We start from the raw sequence: 17914 nt of genomic DNA, 5'->3' as shown, positions 1-17914 counted from the left end.
CCCCATTTGACTCTATACGGAGAGCTTAAAGGTAAAATTATTCGCGGTCAAGGTACTAGTCCTTTATCGAAATCATATTTATTAAGACAAGGGAGCGGGAGGAATGGAGAGAAAGCTTGAGACTGGAGAAGCGGAGCGTTCGCCTTTATTCCCGGATTCTAACCGCCGGGCGCGGTTACTAATGAGAGAATCCGGAAATAACAGCGATCGGAGGTCCAAGCGTTTCACGGAGTGACGACAGCACCCGGTCCAAGCTCTTCCTGCCCAGTAAAGCTCAGCCCCTAGAGGACCGCACTTTAGTGCAGTCTTCTAAATTGCTCCGGTGTAACCGCCGACTGCTTGCGAAAGGTGGCGACAAAATGGCTGACATCACGGAAGCCGACAAGCTGCGAAATGGCTTTTACCGTCAGGTTCGGCTTGCTGACAAGCAGTTCCTTGCTCTTGCGGATGCGAAGCCGTACGAAATAGGCGTAAGGCGAGAGCACGAAGGTCTGGAGGAACAGGCTGTTCAGGTAACGCCCCGACACGCCGAGCTGTGCGGACAGATCATGCAGGCCGATATCGGGATCGCCATAATGGCTGTCCATCCATTTAAGCAGCGGCTGGAGCTTGTCCACATTACGGGAAATGGCTGTATTGTTATGCAGCTGCCCGTATTTGCTAAGCGTCAGCAAAAAGCGGTAAGCGTCCGTCGAGGCGCCGAGGCTGAACATATCCTCCGCCGCATCATGGCGGTCGAGCATTTCACCGAGCATCAGCGAGAGCGGAGCTTCGCTCTCCCAGTGGTACAAGGCATTCGGCTGCATGCCCAGTGTCTCCAGAATAGGGCGGCTGGATTCGCCGCCGAAGGTCAAATAATAGGTGCGCCATGGCGGAGACAGCGCTTCATAGCGATGAGGGGTGTGGGGGTGCAGCAGAACACCGCTGCCCTCGGCAAGAGTCAGGGTTTTGTCTTCAAAATAAAGCAATCCCTCTCCTGAGGTGGTTTGAATCCAGTGATAGGTGTGGTAGCCATCCGGGCGGGAGACTTTTTCCTGATCGGGATTGTAGCCCATGCTGTCGAGGGTAATCGGCAGCTGCTGTCCGCCTTCCTGGGCAAAGACGATTCTGCGCGGAGCGATTGCGGTCAATAGTCGTCATCTCCTGTGTAGTTCCATATTATTATATGCCTTTGGTTTAATATTATATTTAAAGCGCTTGGTTAACCGTTTAAAATGAAAATATACTTATACTATAAAGGATGTGCGAAGTGTGATCAACGATAAATTGCCGAAGATTTGGTACGGAGGAGATTACAATCCCGAACAGTGGGAGGCTCCAGATTGGGCAGAGGATGAGCGGATGTTCAAGCTGGCGGGGATTGATGTCGCCACGATCAATGTATTCTCCTGGGCGCTGATTCAGCCTTCGGAAGACACCTATGATTTCTCCACATTGGATGCATTAATAGATCGGCTCTACCAGAATGGCACCTACGTCTGCCTGGCTACTGCGACAGGCGCGCATCCGGCCTGGATGGCCCACCGCTATCCGGAAGTGACCCGTGTCGATGTCCAGGGAAGAAAACGCAAGTTCGGCGGCCGCCACAACTCCAATCCGAACAGTGCGGTATACCGCAAGTTCGCGGCCAGACTGGCCGGGAAGCTGGCGGAACGTTATAAGGATCATCCGGGCCTGGTGGCTTGGCATATCTCCAATGAATATGGCGGTTATGATTATTCCGAACAGTCCGAAGCTGCCTTCCGTGTCTGGCTGAAGGAGCGTTACGGTTCGCTTGATGCCCTGAACAAAGCCTGGAATACACGCTTCTGGGGCCATACGTTCTATGACTGGGAAGAAATTGTCGTACCGAATGAGCTCAGTGAAGAATGGAACGGCAACCGTACCAACTTCCAGGGGATCTCGCTGGATTACCGCAGATTTATGTCTTACTCCCTGCTGGAATGCTACAAGATTGAATATGAAGCCATCAAGGAGCACAGCAAGAACATACCGGTGACGACCAATCTGATGGGCTTCTATCCGGAGCTGGATTATTTTGAGTGGGCCAAGCATATGGATGTTATCTCATGGGACAACTACCCATCACTGGATACACCCGTAAGCTTCACGGCGATGACGCATGATCTGATGCGCGGCCTGAAGAGCGGCCAGCCGTTTATGCTGATGGAACAAACACCAAGCCAGCAGAACTGGCAGCCTTATAATTCCCTGAAGCGTCCGGGCGTAATGCGTCTGTGGAGCTACCAGGCTGTGGCACGCGGCGCGGATACCGTGCTGTTCTTCCAGCTGCGCCGTTCCATTGGAGCCTGCGAGAAGTACCATGGCGCTGTAATTGAGCATGTGGGCCACGAGCATACCCGTGTCTTCCGTGAATGTGCGGAGCTAGGCAAAGAGCTGGAGCAGCTTGGTGACCAGCTGCTGGATGCCCGCGGTGCGGCCAAAATCGGAATTATTTACGACTGGGAGAACCGCTGGGCGCTTGATCTGTCCAGCGGACCTTCCGTCGCGCTGGATTATGTGAATGAGGTCCACAAGTATTATGATGCTTTGTATCAGCAGAATATCGAAGCCGACATGATCGGAGTCGAAGAGAATCTGTCCAAATACGAGATTGTTATCGCACCGGTGCTGTACATGATCAAACCGGGTTTTGCGGAGAAGGTGGAGGCTTTTGTCAAAGCGGGCGGAACCTTCATCACGACCTATTTCAGCGGGATTGTCAACGAGAACGATCTCGTCACCGTAGGCGGGTATCCCGGGGAGCTGCGCAAGGTGCTGGGCATCTGGGCAGAGGAAATTGATGCCCTGCTGCCGGGCATGAGCAACGAAATTGTAATGAACCGGGAATGGGGCGGTTTAAGCGGCTCTTATCCATGTGATACGCTTTGCGACTTGATTCACTCTGAAGGTGCGGAAGTGCTTGCGCAGTATGGTTCGGATTTCTACCAGGGTATGCCGGCACTTACAGTCAACACGTTCGGCGAAGGCAAAGCCTATTACGTAGCGACCAGTCCGCAAGCTGGTTTCCTGAGAGAATTCCTCGCGAATCTGTGTGCCGAAAAGAACATCCAGCCGCTCGTAAGGGCACCGGAAGGCATCGAGTCTGTGCAACGCGTAAAGGATGGCGTGTCCTATCTGTTCCTGCTGAATCATACACCGGGCGAACTCAGCGCCGAGATCGGTTCCGCAGAACGTACCGATCTGCTCACCGGCAAGACCTTCAGCGGTTCGGCTGCAGTCCCGGGCCGGGGCGTACTGATCCTGTCGGACAAAAACTAACCGCAGCTTAAAGTTGCACCAGGATGGCCAATAGAAAAGACGATTCCAAGCAGGGTTAGCCTTGCTTGGAATCGTCTTTTTTGCTGTTCCGACAGAAGCGTAAGCTTCCTTGCTGAATCAGACTCCGCAAAAAGTTTGTGGATTTCCACCTCCGGTATGCGGTGAAGGCTGGACAAGCCTATGGTATGGTGGATAAGTACGGCTTACCGGCAAAGCTAAGGATCGCCAAAAAGCCGCGTGAACGGAACGATAATAGTGGAGGTGACAGGTGCCATGCGACTGCGGACGATCAGTTGTTATTTATACGATAGTGAGGCCACCGCTTTTTTGCTGCAAGGGGTGATCCGGTATGTGCATGCGAGAAGATTAATGAATGTCATCCTGCAAAAGAGCTGGACCTTCGGGTTCCATGTGAAGATTTCTTTCCCCGCGGCCGAGGCGGACAACGGGCTTGAACCGGTCATCCGGCGGTTGGCCGAGCGGTACGGCAAACCCCGGGAGCGAAGGGAATACGCCGCATACGAAGAAATTCTGCACAAGCTGGCTGTGCTTGAGAATTATACAGAGGCCTATCTCCCGCTGTTCAAGGATGGAACAGTAACGGCTGAAGAAACGGAAGGCCTGCTGCATGGCAATACGCTGGGCAGTTCCCGTGTAAATTATGAGATTGAACTGCTGAAAAGCCAGCTTCTGGTTGATCTTTATGATACCTGGGGGGAATTGCCGGAGGACCGGCAAAACATTGAATGCGCCAAAATGTTCATGATTACCGTAAACCGCAGTCCGGGCGGAATCAAGTTCGGGTACCTGTCCCTCCGCTCCAACTTTGAATATTTTATTAGCCGGATGGAAGTTACCGGTAAAAAGGAGGAGAACAAGCGCCGGATCTGGGAGGCCTTGTTCAGCCGGACCGAGGAAGAGCAGCAATTTATCCTGCAGGGGGTGAAACGGTTTGCCGAGGGCAGGTATGACCGGGAGTTTATTTTTGGACGGCTGCAAATATTTGTGGATTGCCTCCTCTCTGTGCTCTCCCAAGGCTATGACGAAGGAGAGATCAAGGCCGAGAGACTGCGGACGGGCGGGGATTTCCTGCAGCGCTATGATGCGCTGAATGATTTTCACTGGACCTTTCATTCGCCTTCGGAGCTTCAGAAGCATCAGGAGAAAAACTTCATCCTCTACCGGATAATAGATTCGGTACTGTATGCTTTAATGTCGCTGCTGCAAGTGACGTCAGTGCGCAAGCAGCATATCTCCGGACTGGTAGCGGAGTGTGTAGAGCAAGGGTTCTCCATGAATTGGCGGGATTCTTATCTGGAGATGAATCTGGCGCAGCACCATGGCGAAGCGAGCGAGAAAATGATCCATTAAGCTAAACTCAAAATTCTATTTACCTATTGAGGAAAACTATGGAATGTTATGGGAATATCAGCTAAAATAGTAGAGTGTGAGGATGTGGGGGGGATGCTGTGAAGGGAACGGAGAAGCTGTTGGCCGAGGAGATGCAGGCTCAGGTAAAGCGGTGTTTTGCTGTCGATTATCTGCGCGAGGCAGCTGTGGCTTCTGTCGAGGTGAAGGTGTGTGAATCGCTGAAGTGCGGGACCCTGACCCTGCTTCACTTCCGTATGTTTGGAGGCAGCGGGCAAGAGATCTACCGTGCGGCGGCGGCTGTTGAGCTAATGATCCTGGCCCTGGATATAATGGATGATCTGCAGGACGAGGATCATATGGACATGCCGTGGCATGCGCTGCCGAAGAGCATAGCGCTTAATCTTGCGTTGGCGCTGTTGACCTTGTCCCAGGAGACGCTGCTTGGATGCGATTTTCCCACAGCCTATATACATAAAGCAGCCGCATTTCTGAGTCGGCAGGTCCTTATCGCCACCAATGGGCAGACGTTGGATTTATTGAACGAAATCGGCAATGAGGAAGAATATCTTAATATGGTCAAGCAGAAATCGGCTGCCCTGCTGGTATGCGCCTGTATGACCGGTGTAATCCTGGCTACAGGAGAAGAGTCTGCATTAGTGCAGGAATACGGACAGGAGATGGGGATTTCGGCTCAAATCCGCAATGATTCCCGTGATTTGCTGAACTGGGAGCGTAAGAATGATTTTCTGCACCGCAAAAAAACACTGCCGCTGCTATACTTGCTGTCCACCATCAGCGAAGAGCAGGACCGCTGGGTGATTGATTATTTTGAAGGCCGCCTCGCGCTTGAGGAGATTCAGCACCGGGGCGGGGAATTCGCCGCGCTTGTGGAACGCACAGGCACTTCCCTGTATGCCGCTTTCCGTGCACGTTCGGCCTACTATCATTTTCTTGAGTTATTGGAAGAGCTCGAGCTGGATTCCTCATGGAAGCTGCAGCTTATCGCTGCAGCTGAGTGATTTCCGTTATTACAGGAAGGACCGCAATCGGATTTGCGGTAAATACGGGACAGGTTGGCGTTGGAGGACAGGCATAAAGCTGATATATTGGGTTTTAGCAAGTGCTTTTAACTAATTTCTACTGGGAGGAATGAATGATGTTGAAAGAGATGTTCGAGAAGCTTGTGAAGAATCCCGAAGCAAGACTGCAATTTCAGAACGGCCAGCTGCAAATGGCGGGAATGACAACCTGGGAACGTAAGGCACTTATGGATGTTATGCGGAATGAGACACCGGATCGTGAAGTGAATGAAAAGGAATACCACTACTGGATGTAACGACTAAAGGTTCTGATGGAGGCTTAGACCATTGTCCAGATTGTCCCGAAACGTAAGGTTAGTATTCTTCTTGTTTGTTTTACTGCTGCTGGTTCTCTATTTAAGCAATGTGGTATTGAATCATCCAAAAATGGGGATCAGTGTGGAGACGGACAATCTTGGACAGGTTCGGGTATCGGGTATTGATAAGGAGAGCTGGGCCGGATACGATCTGAAGCCAGGCGATATTATTACTGCTATCAACGGTGCGGCTGATTTTGAGCTCGTTCAGAAGTATAAGATGATCGAACAGGCAGAGACACTTGATGTGCTGCGCAAGGGGGAAGATGGTAGATACACCACGCTTCATTTGACTGTGAGGGGCGGAATCTCCAACTGGAATCTTATTCTCCATCTTGTGTTTCCGGGTGTCTCTTTGCTGTTGTTTCTTGTTTTTTGCGGTTATGTGTATTTGAGACAACGGGAGGACCGTGCGGCGGGCATGCTGATCCTGTTCTTTATGAGCATAGGCCTGAGTTATTTCAGCTCTGCGGCTTCGGCAGTGGCAGATCCTGTTGGAAGAATCACACTGGGCTGGAGCTTTGCCTTGCTGCCGGTCTTTTTTATTCATTTCATGATCAACTATCTTCACCGCTATAAGGAACGTTTCCTCTCCGTGGTCTGGCTGCGGGTGTTATATGGCTTGGCAGGGAGTGTGGCTGTTCTGGTCTCGCTTAGCGCCTTCACCGAATTACCTGTCCGCCGTCTGGAGACCAAAGTACTGCTGGCCTTTTTCGCCTTTACTTATCTGCTGATTGTCGCCAAGCTGATTGCTAAATACTACCAACATCGCCACGGGGAGCTGCAGGTACTGTTCAAGTTTACGCTGACTGCACATATCCTTGCGTTTTTGCCGTTTTTGCTGTTTAATGGTCTGCCGGAGCTGTTAGGCCTGCCTTTTATTCCGGGGGAGCTGACGGCTATTTTCCTGTTTGCTGTCCCTGTAGTTTATTTCTACCTGTTCATGACCAACCGTCTGTTCGATATTGATTTCGTATTGAACCGCTTTTTATATTATACGGCTATTTCGTTCCTCCCCACGGCTCTGATCCTCGGCTTAATGGCCCTTATACTGTACCAGTCTGAATATACCTGGATCAAATGGCTGCAAATTTTCATCGTAGTTTATCTAATTATGACTGTGTTTTTATTCACCAAGGAATTCATTGATTTTCGCCTGCGTCCCAACTTTCTGAAGGAGACCTATAACTTTCAGGGCAGTATTGAGCGCTTCTCCAAAGAGATTCCCCGGGTGATGAACCGGGCGGATATGGAGATGGTGCTGGAGCGGGAGATCCGGGCCATTCTTCCTGTGCGGAAGCTTGTCTTTTTTGAGCTTACTGCAGAGCAGGATTCCGGCAAAAGAACAGTGACTTCGGCAGCAGAGCTGGGACCGGAGATGGATAACATCATGCAGGCGATCCCTTTGCATCCGGCGGTTGGCGAGCTGATTGCTTTGCCGCGCGGGGCTTGCCTGGCCATCGGCCAGTACCGGATGACCAGCCATCTGCTGTGGATTGATGACAAGAACAATCATACCAGCCTTAACCTGGATGAGCGCACCTGGCTCAAGACCATTGCCAATTACAGCGGCATCGTCTATGAGAATCTGCATCTGATTGAAGTGTTGATTGAAGATTTGGAACTGCAGATGAAGACGCAGCAGGATGTACCTTCATGGGTGCTCCGCCTTATCTTCACGCTCTCCGAGAATGAACGCCGCCGGCTTGCCGCCGACCTGCACGATGCGGCCTTGCAGGATCAGCTGATCTGGTATCGGAAGCTGGAATCCATCATGCTGGATCACCCTGTTACGGATCAGTTGCGCGAACAGCTGGAGCAGATCAAGGAAGGGCTCCTGGATGTCATTCATCAGATCCGTCAGACCTGCAATGAGCTTCGGCCCCCGCTGCTCAAAGAAATGGGATTGATCGAAGCATTGGAACAGCTTTTTGCAGAGGAACGCATTCGTTCCAACTACTCGATAACCCTGCAGACCAATATAACCGTGCTCGACCTGAATGACTCACAAATATTGGCTGTCTATCGTATTGTGCAGGAGCTTCTTCGCAATGCGGGCAAGCATGCCTGTGCTTCCAACATTCAGATTGAGCTGGAGCAGAAGGACGAGGAGATTGATTTCTATTATAAAGATGATGGCCGGGGCCTGGAATTGTCTCAGCTGCAGGATTCCTTCAGGCATATGGGGATTTCGGGAATCAAGGAACGGGTGCGCAGTCTGGACGGGGAGATCCGCTTTGATTCCGAGCCGGGCCGGGGGTTTGAGGTGCGGCTGAGATTCCCGCTGCAGCCCGCATCCAAGCAGGAGGAAGGAGGAGAAGCCATTGATCACCATCTTGCTGGTTGACGATCATCCTTCAGTCTGTGAAGGGACCAAAAATATGCTTGAACAAGATCCGGACATGAAGGTGACTGTTACCTATACCTCGATGGAAGCGCTGGAGCTGATCCAAACCCAAACGTTTGATGTGATGCTGTTCGACCTTAATATTCCTGTGATCAGCGGGTTGGAGTTGACCAAAAGAATGATCCAGATTAATCCGGATTATTGCATTCTTATCTATACGGGTTATGAGCTCAGTCCGCATTTCAATCTGCTGGTGGAAGCGGGGGTATCGGGGATGGTCAGCAAGACGGCCACACGGGAGCAGCTCCTTACTGCTATCCGTTGTTCCTTGAGGGGAGAGGCGGTTATCCCGGTGCCTCTGCTGCGCCAGCTGCGCCGCAATGAGGTCCGCTTGGCAGCCTCACGTGAGGAACGGCGTCTCGAAGAGGTCTCCATTAATGAACGGGAGCAGGAAATTCTGCAGGAAGTAGCCAGGGGCAGCAGCAATAAGGAGATTGCGGGGAAGCTGCTGATGAGCCAGCGGACCGTAGAATACAATCTGACACGAATATTTGAGAAGCTGGCAGTCCGCTCACGGTCGGAAGCGATTATGGAAGCCAAGCGGCTGGGTCTTATCCATACGGGAGATTTTTTGTGAAAGTAAACTTGAAGAAAAATATATTATCAATATTCCTTCAAAGAATATATACTTATCGTACATACGCATTGAACGTCATCCGAGTCACTCCATACATAGAGTTTCTTCCGTAAGTTAGCAAGGAGAGAATAGGATGGGTGTTTTGAGTAGCATTATTGAAGCTTTTAATGACATTGAAGTACGGCTCAAATTTGTTATGTTCAATAATGATATTATTGTTGCTGCAGAGGTTCCCGGGATGAACACAGACAGAAGAAACCTGGTCCCGGAAAAGCTGCATCCTAACATAGTTCATATGCAAGCACGTCTCCTGTCCGATTACCTGGAATTAATAACCTATTGTCAACGGATTCTGGAGAACGTAGGCAGTCCTGACACCGTCCGCTTTGAAGAGAGTTGTAAAATGGTCTTGTCGTACATCTGGCACGAAACGCCGGCTTTGATTCCTGTACCCGAGGATATCTTTATAGACATTCACAGGGAACTCAGCCTTCAGCGGTATATGATCTCACAGCCCTATCGATAGATTAAGGGGAGAACCTGCCAGGCATTTTGCGGCGGGTTCTTTCTGTCCGGCAGCAATTTGTATCTATACAAGGGAAAGGGGCAAGGAATGAAGACTTTATTGGTTACCGGTTACCGCGCACATGAGCTTGGCATTTTTGACGCTAAACATCCCGGTATTCCTTATATCAAAAAAGCATTGTACGCCCGTCTGCGCCCACTTGTGGAAGAGGGAGTGGAGTGGATGATTACACCCGGTCAATATGGTGTGGATCTCTGGGCGTGCGAAGTGATTATTCAGCTGAAACAGGAATATCCCGGACTGAAGCTGGGGATTATCACCGCGCATGCGCACCCTGAAGAGAAGTGGAAGGAAGAGAAGCAGAACGAATACCGGCAGATTATTGCCGGGGCCGATTATTATGGGGCAGTCAGCAATATGCCGTATGACGGAAGCTGGCAGTTTCGGGCCAGAGATGATCTGCTGTTCCGCAAAAGTGACGGGATTCTGTTGTTTTATGATGAGGATGCTGCTGAGGGAAGTCCGAAGTTTTTTAAAGAACGCGCTTCGAAGCTGCATGCTGAAGGTGACTACGGACTGTATCTGATGCATGCGGAAGAGGTTCAGAATATTGCCGATGAAGAGAATCAACGGGATTATGAATAGAGGAGCCGATGGATATGATGCATATTGAGGAAGATATCTGTTATGTTATTTTATTAAGCCCAACGGAGCAGGACCGCAGGGATATGGAGATTATTCGTGCGCATGTCAGACATCTGCAGGAGCTGGATCGTCAGGGGCGGCTGATCCTTTGCGGTCCTTTTGACGATGCTCCGGGAGGAATGGTCATTATACGTGCGGCTTCTCTGGAAGAGGCAGTCTCCATTGCTGAAAGCGATCCTTACGTAAGTACAGGCATCCGCAGCTATGTGCTGCGGACCTGGTGTTTATCTCATGAGGGCAACGGGCATTTGGGCATCGTCGGATAACCTTTATTGCTAAATTATTGTCCATATACAGGAGTTGCTGCGGTGTTGTAGGATGTCTAATTTTGAATCAGGTGTTACGATGGGTCCGATTTTGGTTAATAGCATATTATGTACTTTGGCAGATGCTTCCATAGCATGTGCTATACAACAATTCTAGGAGGACAATGAACTTGAAGAAATGGACAGCAGGAATTTTAGGGGCGATCTTAACCATCGGCATTACAGCTTGCGGAAACAATGAGACTACAGAGAATACCGCAACTGGGAACACACCGGCAGCTACAACGGAAGCCAGTGCACCGGCAGCTTCCGCTGAAGCCAGCGCACCAGCGGCTACGGAAGAGGCAGCAACAGGCGTACCTACCGTTGATGAGCTGATTAAGAAATCAACAGAAGCCGGCCAGTCGCTCAAGAGCTTCGCGATGGATGCCCAGATTATACAAAAAATAAGCATAACTCAAGGTGAAACTACACAAGATCAGAATTCCGATATGAAGATGAAATCGGAATTCATCAAAAACCCGCTCCAAATGCATCAAGTGGTCCAAATGGTGGTGCCGGGTCAAGAAGGTGAACAAACGGTAGAGCAATATATTACTGCCGATGGCAGCTACTCCCATGCCGCAGGACAATGGATGAAGCTGCCTGCGGAAATGACAGCTCCACTGAAAGCATCGATGGAACAATCGGCGAGTCCGGAGAAGCAGCTGGAACAGTTCAAGACCCTCAGCAAAGAAACCAAGATTACTGAGGAAGGGGATAACTATCTGCTGACTGCCGATGTATCCGGGGAAAATGTGAAGGAACTGGCCAAGAGCTTTATGAGCCAGTCCGGCGGTGCCGATGCACAAATGACTGCTTTGCTGGATCAGATGAATATCAAGAGTATGAAGATTATATACGCTGTGAACAAGGAAACTTATCTGCCTGCCAAAACCAATGTGGATATGGTGATGGACATGGCAGCAGAAGGCCAAAACATAAGCCTGGACATGAAAATGAGCAGCGACATCTCGAAGCATAATGAAATCGCCGATTTCAAAATTCCGGATGAGGCGCTGAAGGCGCAAGAAGCGCAAATGCCGACTACACCACAACAATAAGATTGACCGATCAACGAAGGGGTATCCCACAGCCAGTACCTGGCTGTGGGATACCCCTATTCTTGTGCATATAACATCATATCATTACATTCCGAAAGGTGAACCCCCGAAAAAGTTGCCGATCGCTCCAACAATCACGGAGCTAATCAGCTTGTAGAAGATATATCCGGTGACAGCATTGGCAATCACAATCAGGTAAGTCGTATCGACCCGGCCGCCCGAAGGGCTAAGCTGGTACTGGAACAACACCGTATTGAGTGCCACGAAGATGAACAGGAAGGAAATGACCAATAAAGAGATGGACAGCGAGAACAGGCCAACGACGAGAAAAAGAATGGCCAGGACAAGCAGGGCAACTGCCGGAATCAGCAGAGTGCCAAACCGGGCAATCATCAGCTTGGGATCAAAGGTGACTCTCTCGATCTTGAGCACGGCATAGGCCAGACCTACCGCTGCGGCAATCCCCAGCGCACTCAGGAGCAGCGGCTGCAGGAAGCCCGAAGCGAAGACGGGGGAAATGTCCCATTTGATAAACCAGGCCAGGAAATAAAAGGCCGATAGCAGAGCTGTCAAAGCCATTGTAATCACAGCATGCAGAGCCTGTTCAGCACCTACGGCCTTCATCGTGCGGTAAGGACTGGCCAGTGTGCCGAGGAAAAAACCGAAATATTGTTTGCTGACCTGTCTGGCCTGCTGCACACGTTCATCTTTCAACAATGTGTTCCATTGATCCGATACACTGTTTTGGCGCGGGGCTGCGCCCGGATCAGGCTTTTGGTCCCCGGGATCTGTAAAGGGGGCCCTGCCTTCCGGATTAGTCATGAGTATTCCTCCTTAGCTATATAAGATGAACTTAAAAGGCTAACGTAAGCTTCGCTCGTCACTACGGTGAATGTTGGGACTTCCGGCCGCTGTTGTCTGCCGGATAAGGTTATTCCGTTGCCGGAACAAAACCTTCTTCTGCGAGATACTCCCGGGCTTCTTCTACCGTCTCAAAGGCCATTTCCAGGTTGAGATCGGCGTAGACATACCACAGGTCATCTTCCAGTCTCAACGTCAAGTTCTGCCCCTCGTGGTTAGTCCATAGGGAGTCGGCTGTTTCCGCCGCTTGTTTTTTCTTTCTTTTGCCGGCAGGAGGGGCTTCAGGAATATACATGGATAGGGAGGCCATGGAAGCTTCCACCACGCTCCGCAGTTCACTCTCCGAGAAATCGCGAATGTTCACGAACCCCTTGCTATCCGTTTCATATCCCCGCAGCAGGCCGGCATAAACAAATCCATTGCCGCCCGGGTGCAGATGAAAAGCCACCGTCTTTTTCTCGTGCCGGCTGCCCTCATAATGATAATTGATACGGCCAAGGGAGACAGGTTTGCGTTCAAGCTCAGGATAAGAATCCAGTACCGCCAGTTTTTGTTCAAAAGTAAGCATTAGATAAACCTCCGGTTTCACGGTTTGATTGTGTAAGTGATTATACCATGGCAGCGCCACGAAAACCCTCTAACGCGCAAGGGGCAATGTCAATACAAAGGTGCAGCCTTGGCCCGAGCCGTCCGCCAGCTCCAGGCTTCCGCTCATGGCTTCGGCCAGCAGGCGGCTGAAGGTGAGGCCCAGTCCCAGACCCCGCAAGGCGCTTTGCTTATCGCTGCTGCGGAAAAAAGCCTCAAAGACCCGTTCGCTTATCTCGGGGCGGATGCCAATTCCGTTATCCTTCACTTTGATTTCGGCCTCGCCCCTCCGGTTCCGGGTCAGCTCAAGCGTGAGCTGGACAGTTGATCCGGGGGCTTTGGCCTGCACACTGTTGTTCAGCAGATTCACGATAATCTGCTGTATGCGCAGCGGATCTCCCTGTATCTCCAGAGGGTCATCCGGCAGGAGCAGAACGGGCTCGCAGACGTCCTCCTCCTGGGTCAGCTTCCATTGATAGACAATCTCGGAGAGCAGGGGAACTGCGGCGAGCTTGTCATGGCGAATGGAGACGATACCGGCTGTAAGTGCGTTATAGTCCAGCAGATCCGCTACCATGCGCTGCAGCCTGCCCGCCTCCAGCAGGGCAATGTCGAGAAATTCCTCTGCTTCTTCGCCCTCGACAACCCCTTCACGGACGGCATGTACCAGGCCTTTGATGGACGTGACCGGAGTTTTCAGCTCATGGGAAACACCGGCCAGCATGACGGCCCGGGACTGTTCGAATTGCTGCAGCTTGCCGGCCATATTCTGGAAGGATACCAGCAGCTCATGAATTTCCCGTTCCTTGGCGCCCTTGTCGAGAATAATATTATAGTTCCCGCCGCTGATCTGCACGGCAGCAGCAGCAACCTTCTGAATAGGTTTGGCAAGCTTCCGGGACAAGAGGTAGATGGTCAGCCAACTTAGAATAATCAGGAACAGCAGCGTAAGGATGAAAAAGAGGATCTCATCCTGCGGAATATGCCGCAGGGAACGTTTGGATTGCAGCACGAAAACTTTGCCCAGCTTGCCTCCTTCTCCCTGGATGGGGGCTACGGCTGCTTTAAATTCCGGGCTGCGGGAATCATTAAGACTGTCATTGAGCTTGTACTCCATCTCCTTTTGAGTCAGGTAAGGCAAGGAGTACAGCAGCTGCCCCCTCTGATCGGTAATAATGACACACATTTCAACGGTTAGCTTAAAAAACCGCTTACGGTCTTCGATCAGCTTCTCAAGACCCGGCGAAATGGCAATGGAGTTATCCACGCCGACGCTCCGGTCAGCAATCTCCTGAGCGAGCAGGCCCGTGGTCTGCATCCGGTTATCCATCGCTTCCTGCCGAATCCAGAAAAATGTGGCAGCAGAGGTGAGCAGCAGCCCGATACTGATAATAAGCAGATACCGCAGGGTCCAGTAGAAGAGGAAAGAGGTACGTTTCTTCGGTGGCTTCAAGTGGTCCATAGCTGGTATCCCGTCCCTCTCAGGGTACGGATCTCCCCTTCCGTTGCCGGCCAGTGCGACAGCGCTTGGCGGATTCTTTTGATGGATAGATCCACGGCCCGGTCACTGCCCTCGTAATCCATCTCCCAGACCTGTTCAATCAGCTGCTCCCGGGTACAGATCTGGTTGGGACGTTCGGCCAGAAACAGCAGTACCGACATATCGCGTGGGCTTAGCGTGACCTCGGCTCCATTCAGAAAGATGCAACGGGCCGTGTAATCGATAAAAAGACTGCCAAAATGCCGCTTGCGGCTGCCATCGGACCACTGCGAAGGCCGGCGCAGCACCGCATTTACACGGGCGACCACTTCTTCGGGAATAAAAGGCTTCGACATATAGTCATCGGCCCCGCCATCCAGTCCGGCCAGACGGTCAGTAATACCGTCACGGGCAGTCAGCATGATGACGGGACAGCTGCTTTTCCCACGGATGCGGCCCAGCAATTCAAAGCCGTCCATATTCGGCATCATAATATCCAGCAGGATCAGCGCCGGCGGTGAACTCTCGAAGGCTTCAAGCGCAGCCTGCCCGTCGGGAACACGGGTCACCTGGTAGCCCGCTTTTTTCAAATATGCACTAAGGACACGGGAGATCGCTTCCTCATCTTCAACAATTAGAATAGATTTCATTCTGTCCCTCCTTACACTTCTGCTCAGACATGAAAGTAAGACAATCTTATCACAGCCAGGGTCTGTTTTGCTTTGACTTATTCCCGACATATTCATTTGCTAGAATGGGGTACAAGCCTGAATCAAATCAAAGAGAATGGATGGAGGAAACAGGATGAAGAGAAAAACAATAGCCTTGATAGCAGCCGCAGTAATTATTGTAGGAGGCGTCATCGCGTATACTGTAATGAACAAAACGCTTGGCAATAATATTGAGATTGAATCCGTTATCCCATCGCAGGAGCCGGGGAATGCCGCGAACAATTCGGCGGCGGCGGCCGATGCAAGTACAAGCGGAGAAGCGGCAGGGGCGGCGGTTACCGCCGAGCAGCTAAACGGGGACTGGACCATTGCCGATACGTCGAAGGTATACTGGTCCGTAACAACCTCCAAAGAAACTGTCAACTTCGTGGATAATTTGGTCCAGGGCAGCTGGAAGGTGAATCTGGATGATCCGGCTGCCATGACAGGTGAAGGGATTGTGGAATTAAGCGGTCTGGATTCCGGCAACGCCAAACGGGACGAGCATGTAAAAGGCGCTGACTTCCTGGATGTAACGGCAAATCCGCAAGCTGCTTTTACCGCCAAGTCATTCTCGGAGCTGCCTAAGGAGTGGACAGAAGGGACGGCTGTGCCGGTTCAGATGGATGGCACGCTGACTGTGAAGGGAACTGCCAAGGATGTGACCTTTGATGCGCAAGCGGTGTACAGCGGGGGGCAACTGATGTTGTCGGGAACTACGAAGGTAACTTTCGCCGATTTCGGACTAACCAACCCGCACTCGGTTGTCCTGGATACAGAGAATGAATTTGAAGTGCGTCTGGAGCTTGTGCTGAGCAAATAATTAGTTAAGGTCAATGATGAATGGCCCACTCATAGAAAGAAAGAATCAGAGGACGTCTTCTAAGCCATTTCGGCTTGGAGGGCGTCTTTTTTGGACCCGCATTTCAGACCTTACCGCCACTTTGGCTTGTTTTTATCAGATTGTGCAGGATGGCGCTGCTGGCTTTTCTTAGTTATACTATACTCTGAAATCAAGTATGGGCCGGTTGTGAAAGAAGCGGACGGCCTTCCGGGGAGAAATTCTCAAATCCCGGGTGTCCTGTGCCGAATAAAAGAGTAGGGCCTGCACATGTCAGCGGGAAAACGAGCGCCGCGCATAAAGATGTGCCGGAATAAGAGTTGTGAACAGCAGGGAGGTACCGCGTATGTTTAAAAGCAAGCCGACAATGCTCATCAGCTGCATTGCCGCTCTTGTCCCTTTGGGTTTGTATCTGTATCTGTATCCGCAAATGCCCGTGTTTGTGCCGATTCATTACAATGGCGAAACCCCGGACCGTTTCGTGGACAAAGCGAGTATGGAAGTGATTCTGCTCAGCGTCCTCGGATGGCTCGGATTTATCCTGATGAAGCTGCTTCGTGTATTGCTGCAAAAGATGCTGCTGAGCAGCTATATGGAGAACATTGCCGCTGTACACCGGATCTGGAATGCGGCTACTTTGCTTGTTACTATAGGCCTGGCGGCTACCAGTACCTTTGCTTTGACAGAGATGGTTTGGTAGAATTTAAGCGTTAGGCGAGAGGAGGAGGAGGAACTACAATGTCATATAACAACGCTTACAAGGTGAGATGGGGAATTCTCAGCACCGGCTGGATTGCCAGCCAGTTTGTGAGGGATCTGGCCCATGCCAGCAATGGAATAGCGGTCGCAGTGGGATCGCGCAGCCAGGAAAGTGCGGATGAATTTGCTGCAAAGTATGGGATTGCCCGTGCTCATGCCACTTATGAGGACCTGGTCAATGATCCTGAAGTGGATGCTGTATACATAGGGACACCCCATCCCTTTCATAAAGAAAATGCGCTGCTGGCACTGCGGGCAGGCAAAGCTGTTCTTTGCGAGAAGCCATTTACGGTGAATAGCGGAGAACTGGAAGAAGTAGTGAGTTATGCCCGTGAACACAAGCTGTTCCTGATGGAAGCGATGTGGAGCCGTTATATCCCGGCGATTGCCAAAGTCAGACAGTGGATTGCCGAAGGGCGAATCGGGGATGTGCGCCTGGTGAAGTCGGATCTGGGCTTCCGCTCAGAATGGAACCCGGAAGGCCGGCTGCTGAATCCGAAGCTTGGGGGCGGTGCCCTGCTTGACGTAGGCATTTATCCGGTGTCCTTCGCCTCGATGGTGCTTGGACCTCACCCGGTGAGCGTGTCCAGCACTGCCCATATCGGTGAGACCGGCGTGGATGAGCAGTTCTCGCTGCTGCTGTCCTACGCTGACGGCCGCGCCGCTTCCATCAACGGCGGGGTCCGCCTGAATCTGCTGGATGAAGCCCATGTATATGGAACCGAAGGTTATATCGTTGTTCCTGGGACACTGGTGAATCCCAAATCCGCTGAATTGTACGTCGGGGATGAGAAGGTGGAGACCTTTGAGGATGACCGGGCCTCTATCGGTTATGCTTTTGAAGCGGAGGAAGTAGGCCGCTGCCTTCAGGCGGGCCTGACAGAAAGTCCGGACATGAATCTGGACGAGTCCTTGGCCATCATGAAGCTGCTGGATCAGATCCGTGCCCAGTGGGGACTGCGTTACCCCGGGGAATAAATCATGATCCAGGCTACAGGAACCACCATCAGCAACCCCCGGGATCTGCACTGTGCTCCCGGGGGTT

General features: G+C 51.5%; 18 protein-coding genes. 13 read left to right on the top strand and 5 right to left on the bottom strand.

Features of this window, described 5'->3' with window-relative positions; translation table 11 throughout:
- Positions 1–296: 296 nt before the first annotated feature.
- Positions 297–1130, bottom strand: coding sequence for a helix-turn-helix transcriptional regulator (locus tag IEY53_RS15570; protein ID WP_189026418.1), 834 nt, complete (start codon positions 1128–1130; stop codon positions 297–299).
- A gap of 121 nt (positions 1131–1251) precedes the next feature.
- Here IEY53_RS15570 and IEY53_RS15565 point away from each other — a divergent pair, with 121 nt between their 5' ends.
- The 10 genes from IEY53_RS15565 to IEY53_RS15520 all read left to right on the top strand — a co-directional run bounded on the left by IEY53_RS15565 (position 1252) and on the right by IEY53_RS15520 (position 11633).
- Positions 1252–3282, top strand: a complete 2031-nt coding sequence (locus IEY53_RS15565) for a beta-galactosidase (protein WP_189026416.1) — start codon at positions 1252–1254, stop codon at positions 3280–3282.
- Between the two features lie 237 nt (positions 3283–3519).
- Positions 3520–4653: a hypothetical protein gene (locus IEY53_RS15560; protein WP_189026414.1), complete on the top strand. Its 1134-nt coding sequence runs from the start codon at positions 3520–3522 to the stop codon at positions 4651–4653.
- 98 nt (positions 4654–4751) lie between these two features.
- Positions 4752–5672: a polyprenyl synthetase family protein gene (locus IEY53_RS15555; RefSeq protein WP_189026412.1), complete on the top strand. Its 921-nt coding sequence runs from the start codon at positions 4752–4754 to the stop codon at positions 5670–5672.
- 137 nt (positions 5673–5809) lie between these two features.
- Positions 5810–5989: a competence pheromone ComX gene (gene comX / locus IEY53_RS15550; RefSeq protein ID WP_189026410.1), complete on the top strand. Its 180-nt coding sequence runs from the start codon at positions 5810–5812 to the stop codon at positions 5987–5989.
- Between the two features lie 31 nt (positions 5990–6020).
- Positions 6021–8396 carry an ATP-binding protein gene (locus tag IEY53_RS15545; RefSeq protein ID WP_189026408.1) on the top strand — a complete coding sequence of 792 codons (2376 nt, stop codon included), beginning with the start codon at positions 6021–6023 and terminating at the stop codon, positions 8394–8396.
- Positions 8374–9033: a response regulator transcription factor gene (locus tag IEY53_RS15540; protein WP_189026406.1), complete on the top strand. Its 660-nt coding sequence runs from the start codon at positions 8374–8376 to the stop codon at positions 9031–9033. Before IEY53_RS15545 ends, IEY53_RS15540 begins: the two co-directional genes overlap by 23 nt.
- Positions 9034–9166: 133 nt before the next feature.
- Positions 9167–9559: a hypothetical protein gene (locus tag IEY53_RS15535; protein WP_189026404.1), complete on the top strand. Its 393-nt coding sequence runs from the start codon at positions 9167–9169 to the stop codon at positions 9557–9559.
- A gap of 87 nt (positions 9560–9646) precedes the next feature.
- Positions 9647–10204 (top strand): SLOG family protein, encoded by a 558-nt coding sequence (locus IEY53_RS15530; RefSeq protein WP_189026402.1) that lies wholly within the window; start codon positions 9647–9649, stop codon positions 10202–10204.
- Positions 10205–10218: 14 nt separating this feature from the next.
- A complete protein-coding gene (locus IEY53_RS15525; RefSeq protein ID WP_229696175.1) occupies positions 10219–10530 on the top strand; it encodes a YciI family protein in 312 nt (103 codons plus the stop codon).
- Positions 10531–10700: 170 nt separating this feature from the next.
- Positions 10701–11633: a DUF6612 family protein gene (locus tag IEY53_RS15520; protein WP_189026400.1), complete on the top strand. Its 933-nt coding sequence runs from the start codon at positions 10701–10703 to the stop codon at positions 11631–11633.
- An 84-nt stretch (positions 11634–11717) separates the two neighbouring features.
- Here the strand turns inward: IEY53_RS15520 and IEY53_RS15515 are convergent, their stop codons facing one another.
- The 4 genes from IEY53_RS15515 to IEY53_RS15500 all read right to left on the bottom strand — a co-directional run bounded on the left by IEY53_RS15515 (position 11718) and on the right by IEY53_RS15500 (position 15209).
- Positions 11718–12455 (bottom strand): hypothetical protein, encoded by a 738-nt coding sequence (locus IEY53_RS15515; protein WP_189026399.1) that lies wholly within the window; start codon positions 12453–12455, stop codon positions 11718–11720.
- Positions 12456–12564: 109 nt separating this feature from the next.
- A complete protein-coding gene (locus tag IEY53_RS15510; protein WP_189026397.1) occupies positions 12565–13062 on the bottom strand; it encodes a hypothetical protein in 498 nt (165 codons plus the stop codon).
- Between the two features lie 69 nt (positions 13063–13131).
- Entirely contained in the window at positions 13132–14532 is a 1401-nt protein-coding gene (locus tag IEY53_RS15505; protein WP_189026395.1) for a HAMP domain-containing sensor histidine kinase, read from the bottom strand.
- The gene (locus IEY53_RS15500; protein WP_189026393.1) at positions 14529–15209 is read right to left on the bottom strand and encodes a response regulator transcription factor; all 681 of its coding nucleotides are present in this window, start codon (positions 15207–15209) and stop codon (positions 14529–14531) included. The genes IEY53_RS15505 and IEY53_RS15500 overlap by 4 nt, the downstream gene beginning before the upstream one ends.
- A gap of 154 nt (positions 15210–15363) precedes the next feature.
- On the opposite strand from IEY53_RS15500, the gene IEY53_RS15495 reads away from it, so the two are divergent.
- The 3 genes from IEY53_RS15495 to IEY53_RS15485 all read left to right on the top strand — a co-directional run bounded on the left by IEY53_RS15495 (position 15364) and on the right by IEY53_RS15485 (position 17847).
- Positions 15364–16092, top strand: a complete 729-nt coding sequence (locus IEY53_RS15495) for a YceI family protein (RefSeq protein WP_189026391.1) — start codon at positions 15364–15366, stop codon at positions 16090–16092.
- A gap of 364 nt (positions 16093–16456) precedes the next feature.
- Positions 16457–16810 carry a DUF1648 domain-containing protein gene (locus tag IEY53_RS15490; RefSeq protein ID WP_189026389.1) on the top strand — a complete coding sequence of 118 codons (354 nt, stop codon included), beginning with the start codon at positions 16457–16459 and terminating at the stop codon, positions 16808–16810.
- A gap of 38 nt (positions 16811–16848) precedes the next feature.
- Positions 16849–17847, top strand: a complete 999-nt coding sequence (locus tag IEY53_RS15485; protein ID WP_189026387.1) for a Gfo/Idh/MocA family protein — start codon at positions 16849–16851, stop codon at positions 17845–17847.
- Positions 17848–17914 lie beyond the last annotated feature (67 nt).

Origin of the sequence: Paenibacillus albidus, assembly GCF_014644435.1 — a bacterium.
In the GTDB taxonomy this organism is placed as follows: Bacteria; Bacillota; Bacilli; order Paenibacillales; family Paenibacillaceae; genus Paenibacillus_AQ; species Paenibacillus_AQ albidus.
The sequence above is the reverse complement of the archived record's forward strand: the minus strand, read 5'-3'. Positions and strand labels throughout refer to the sequence as shown.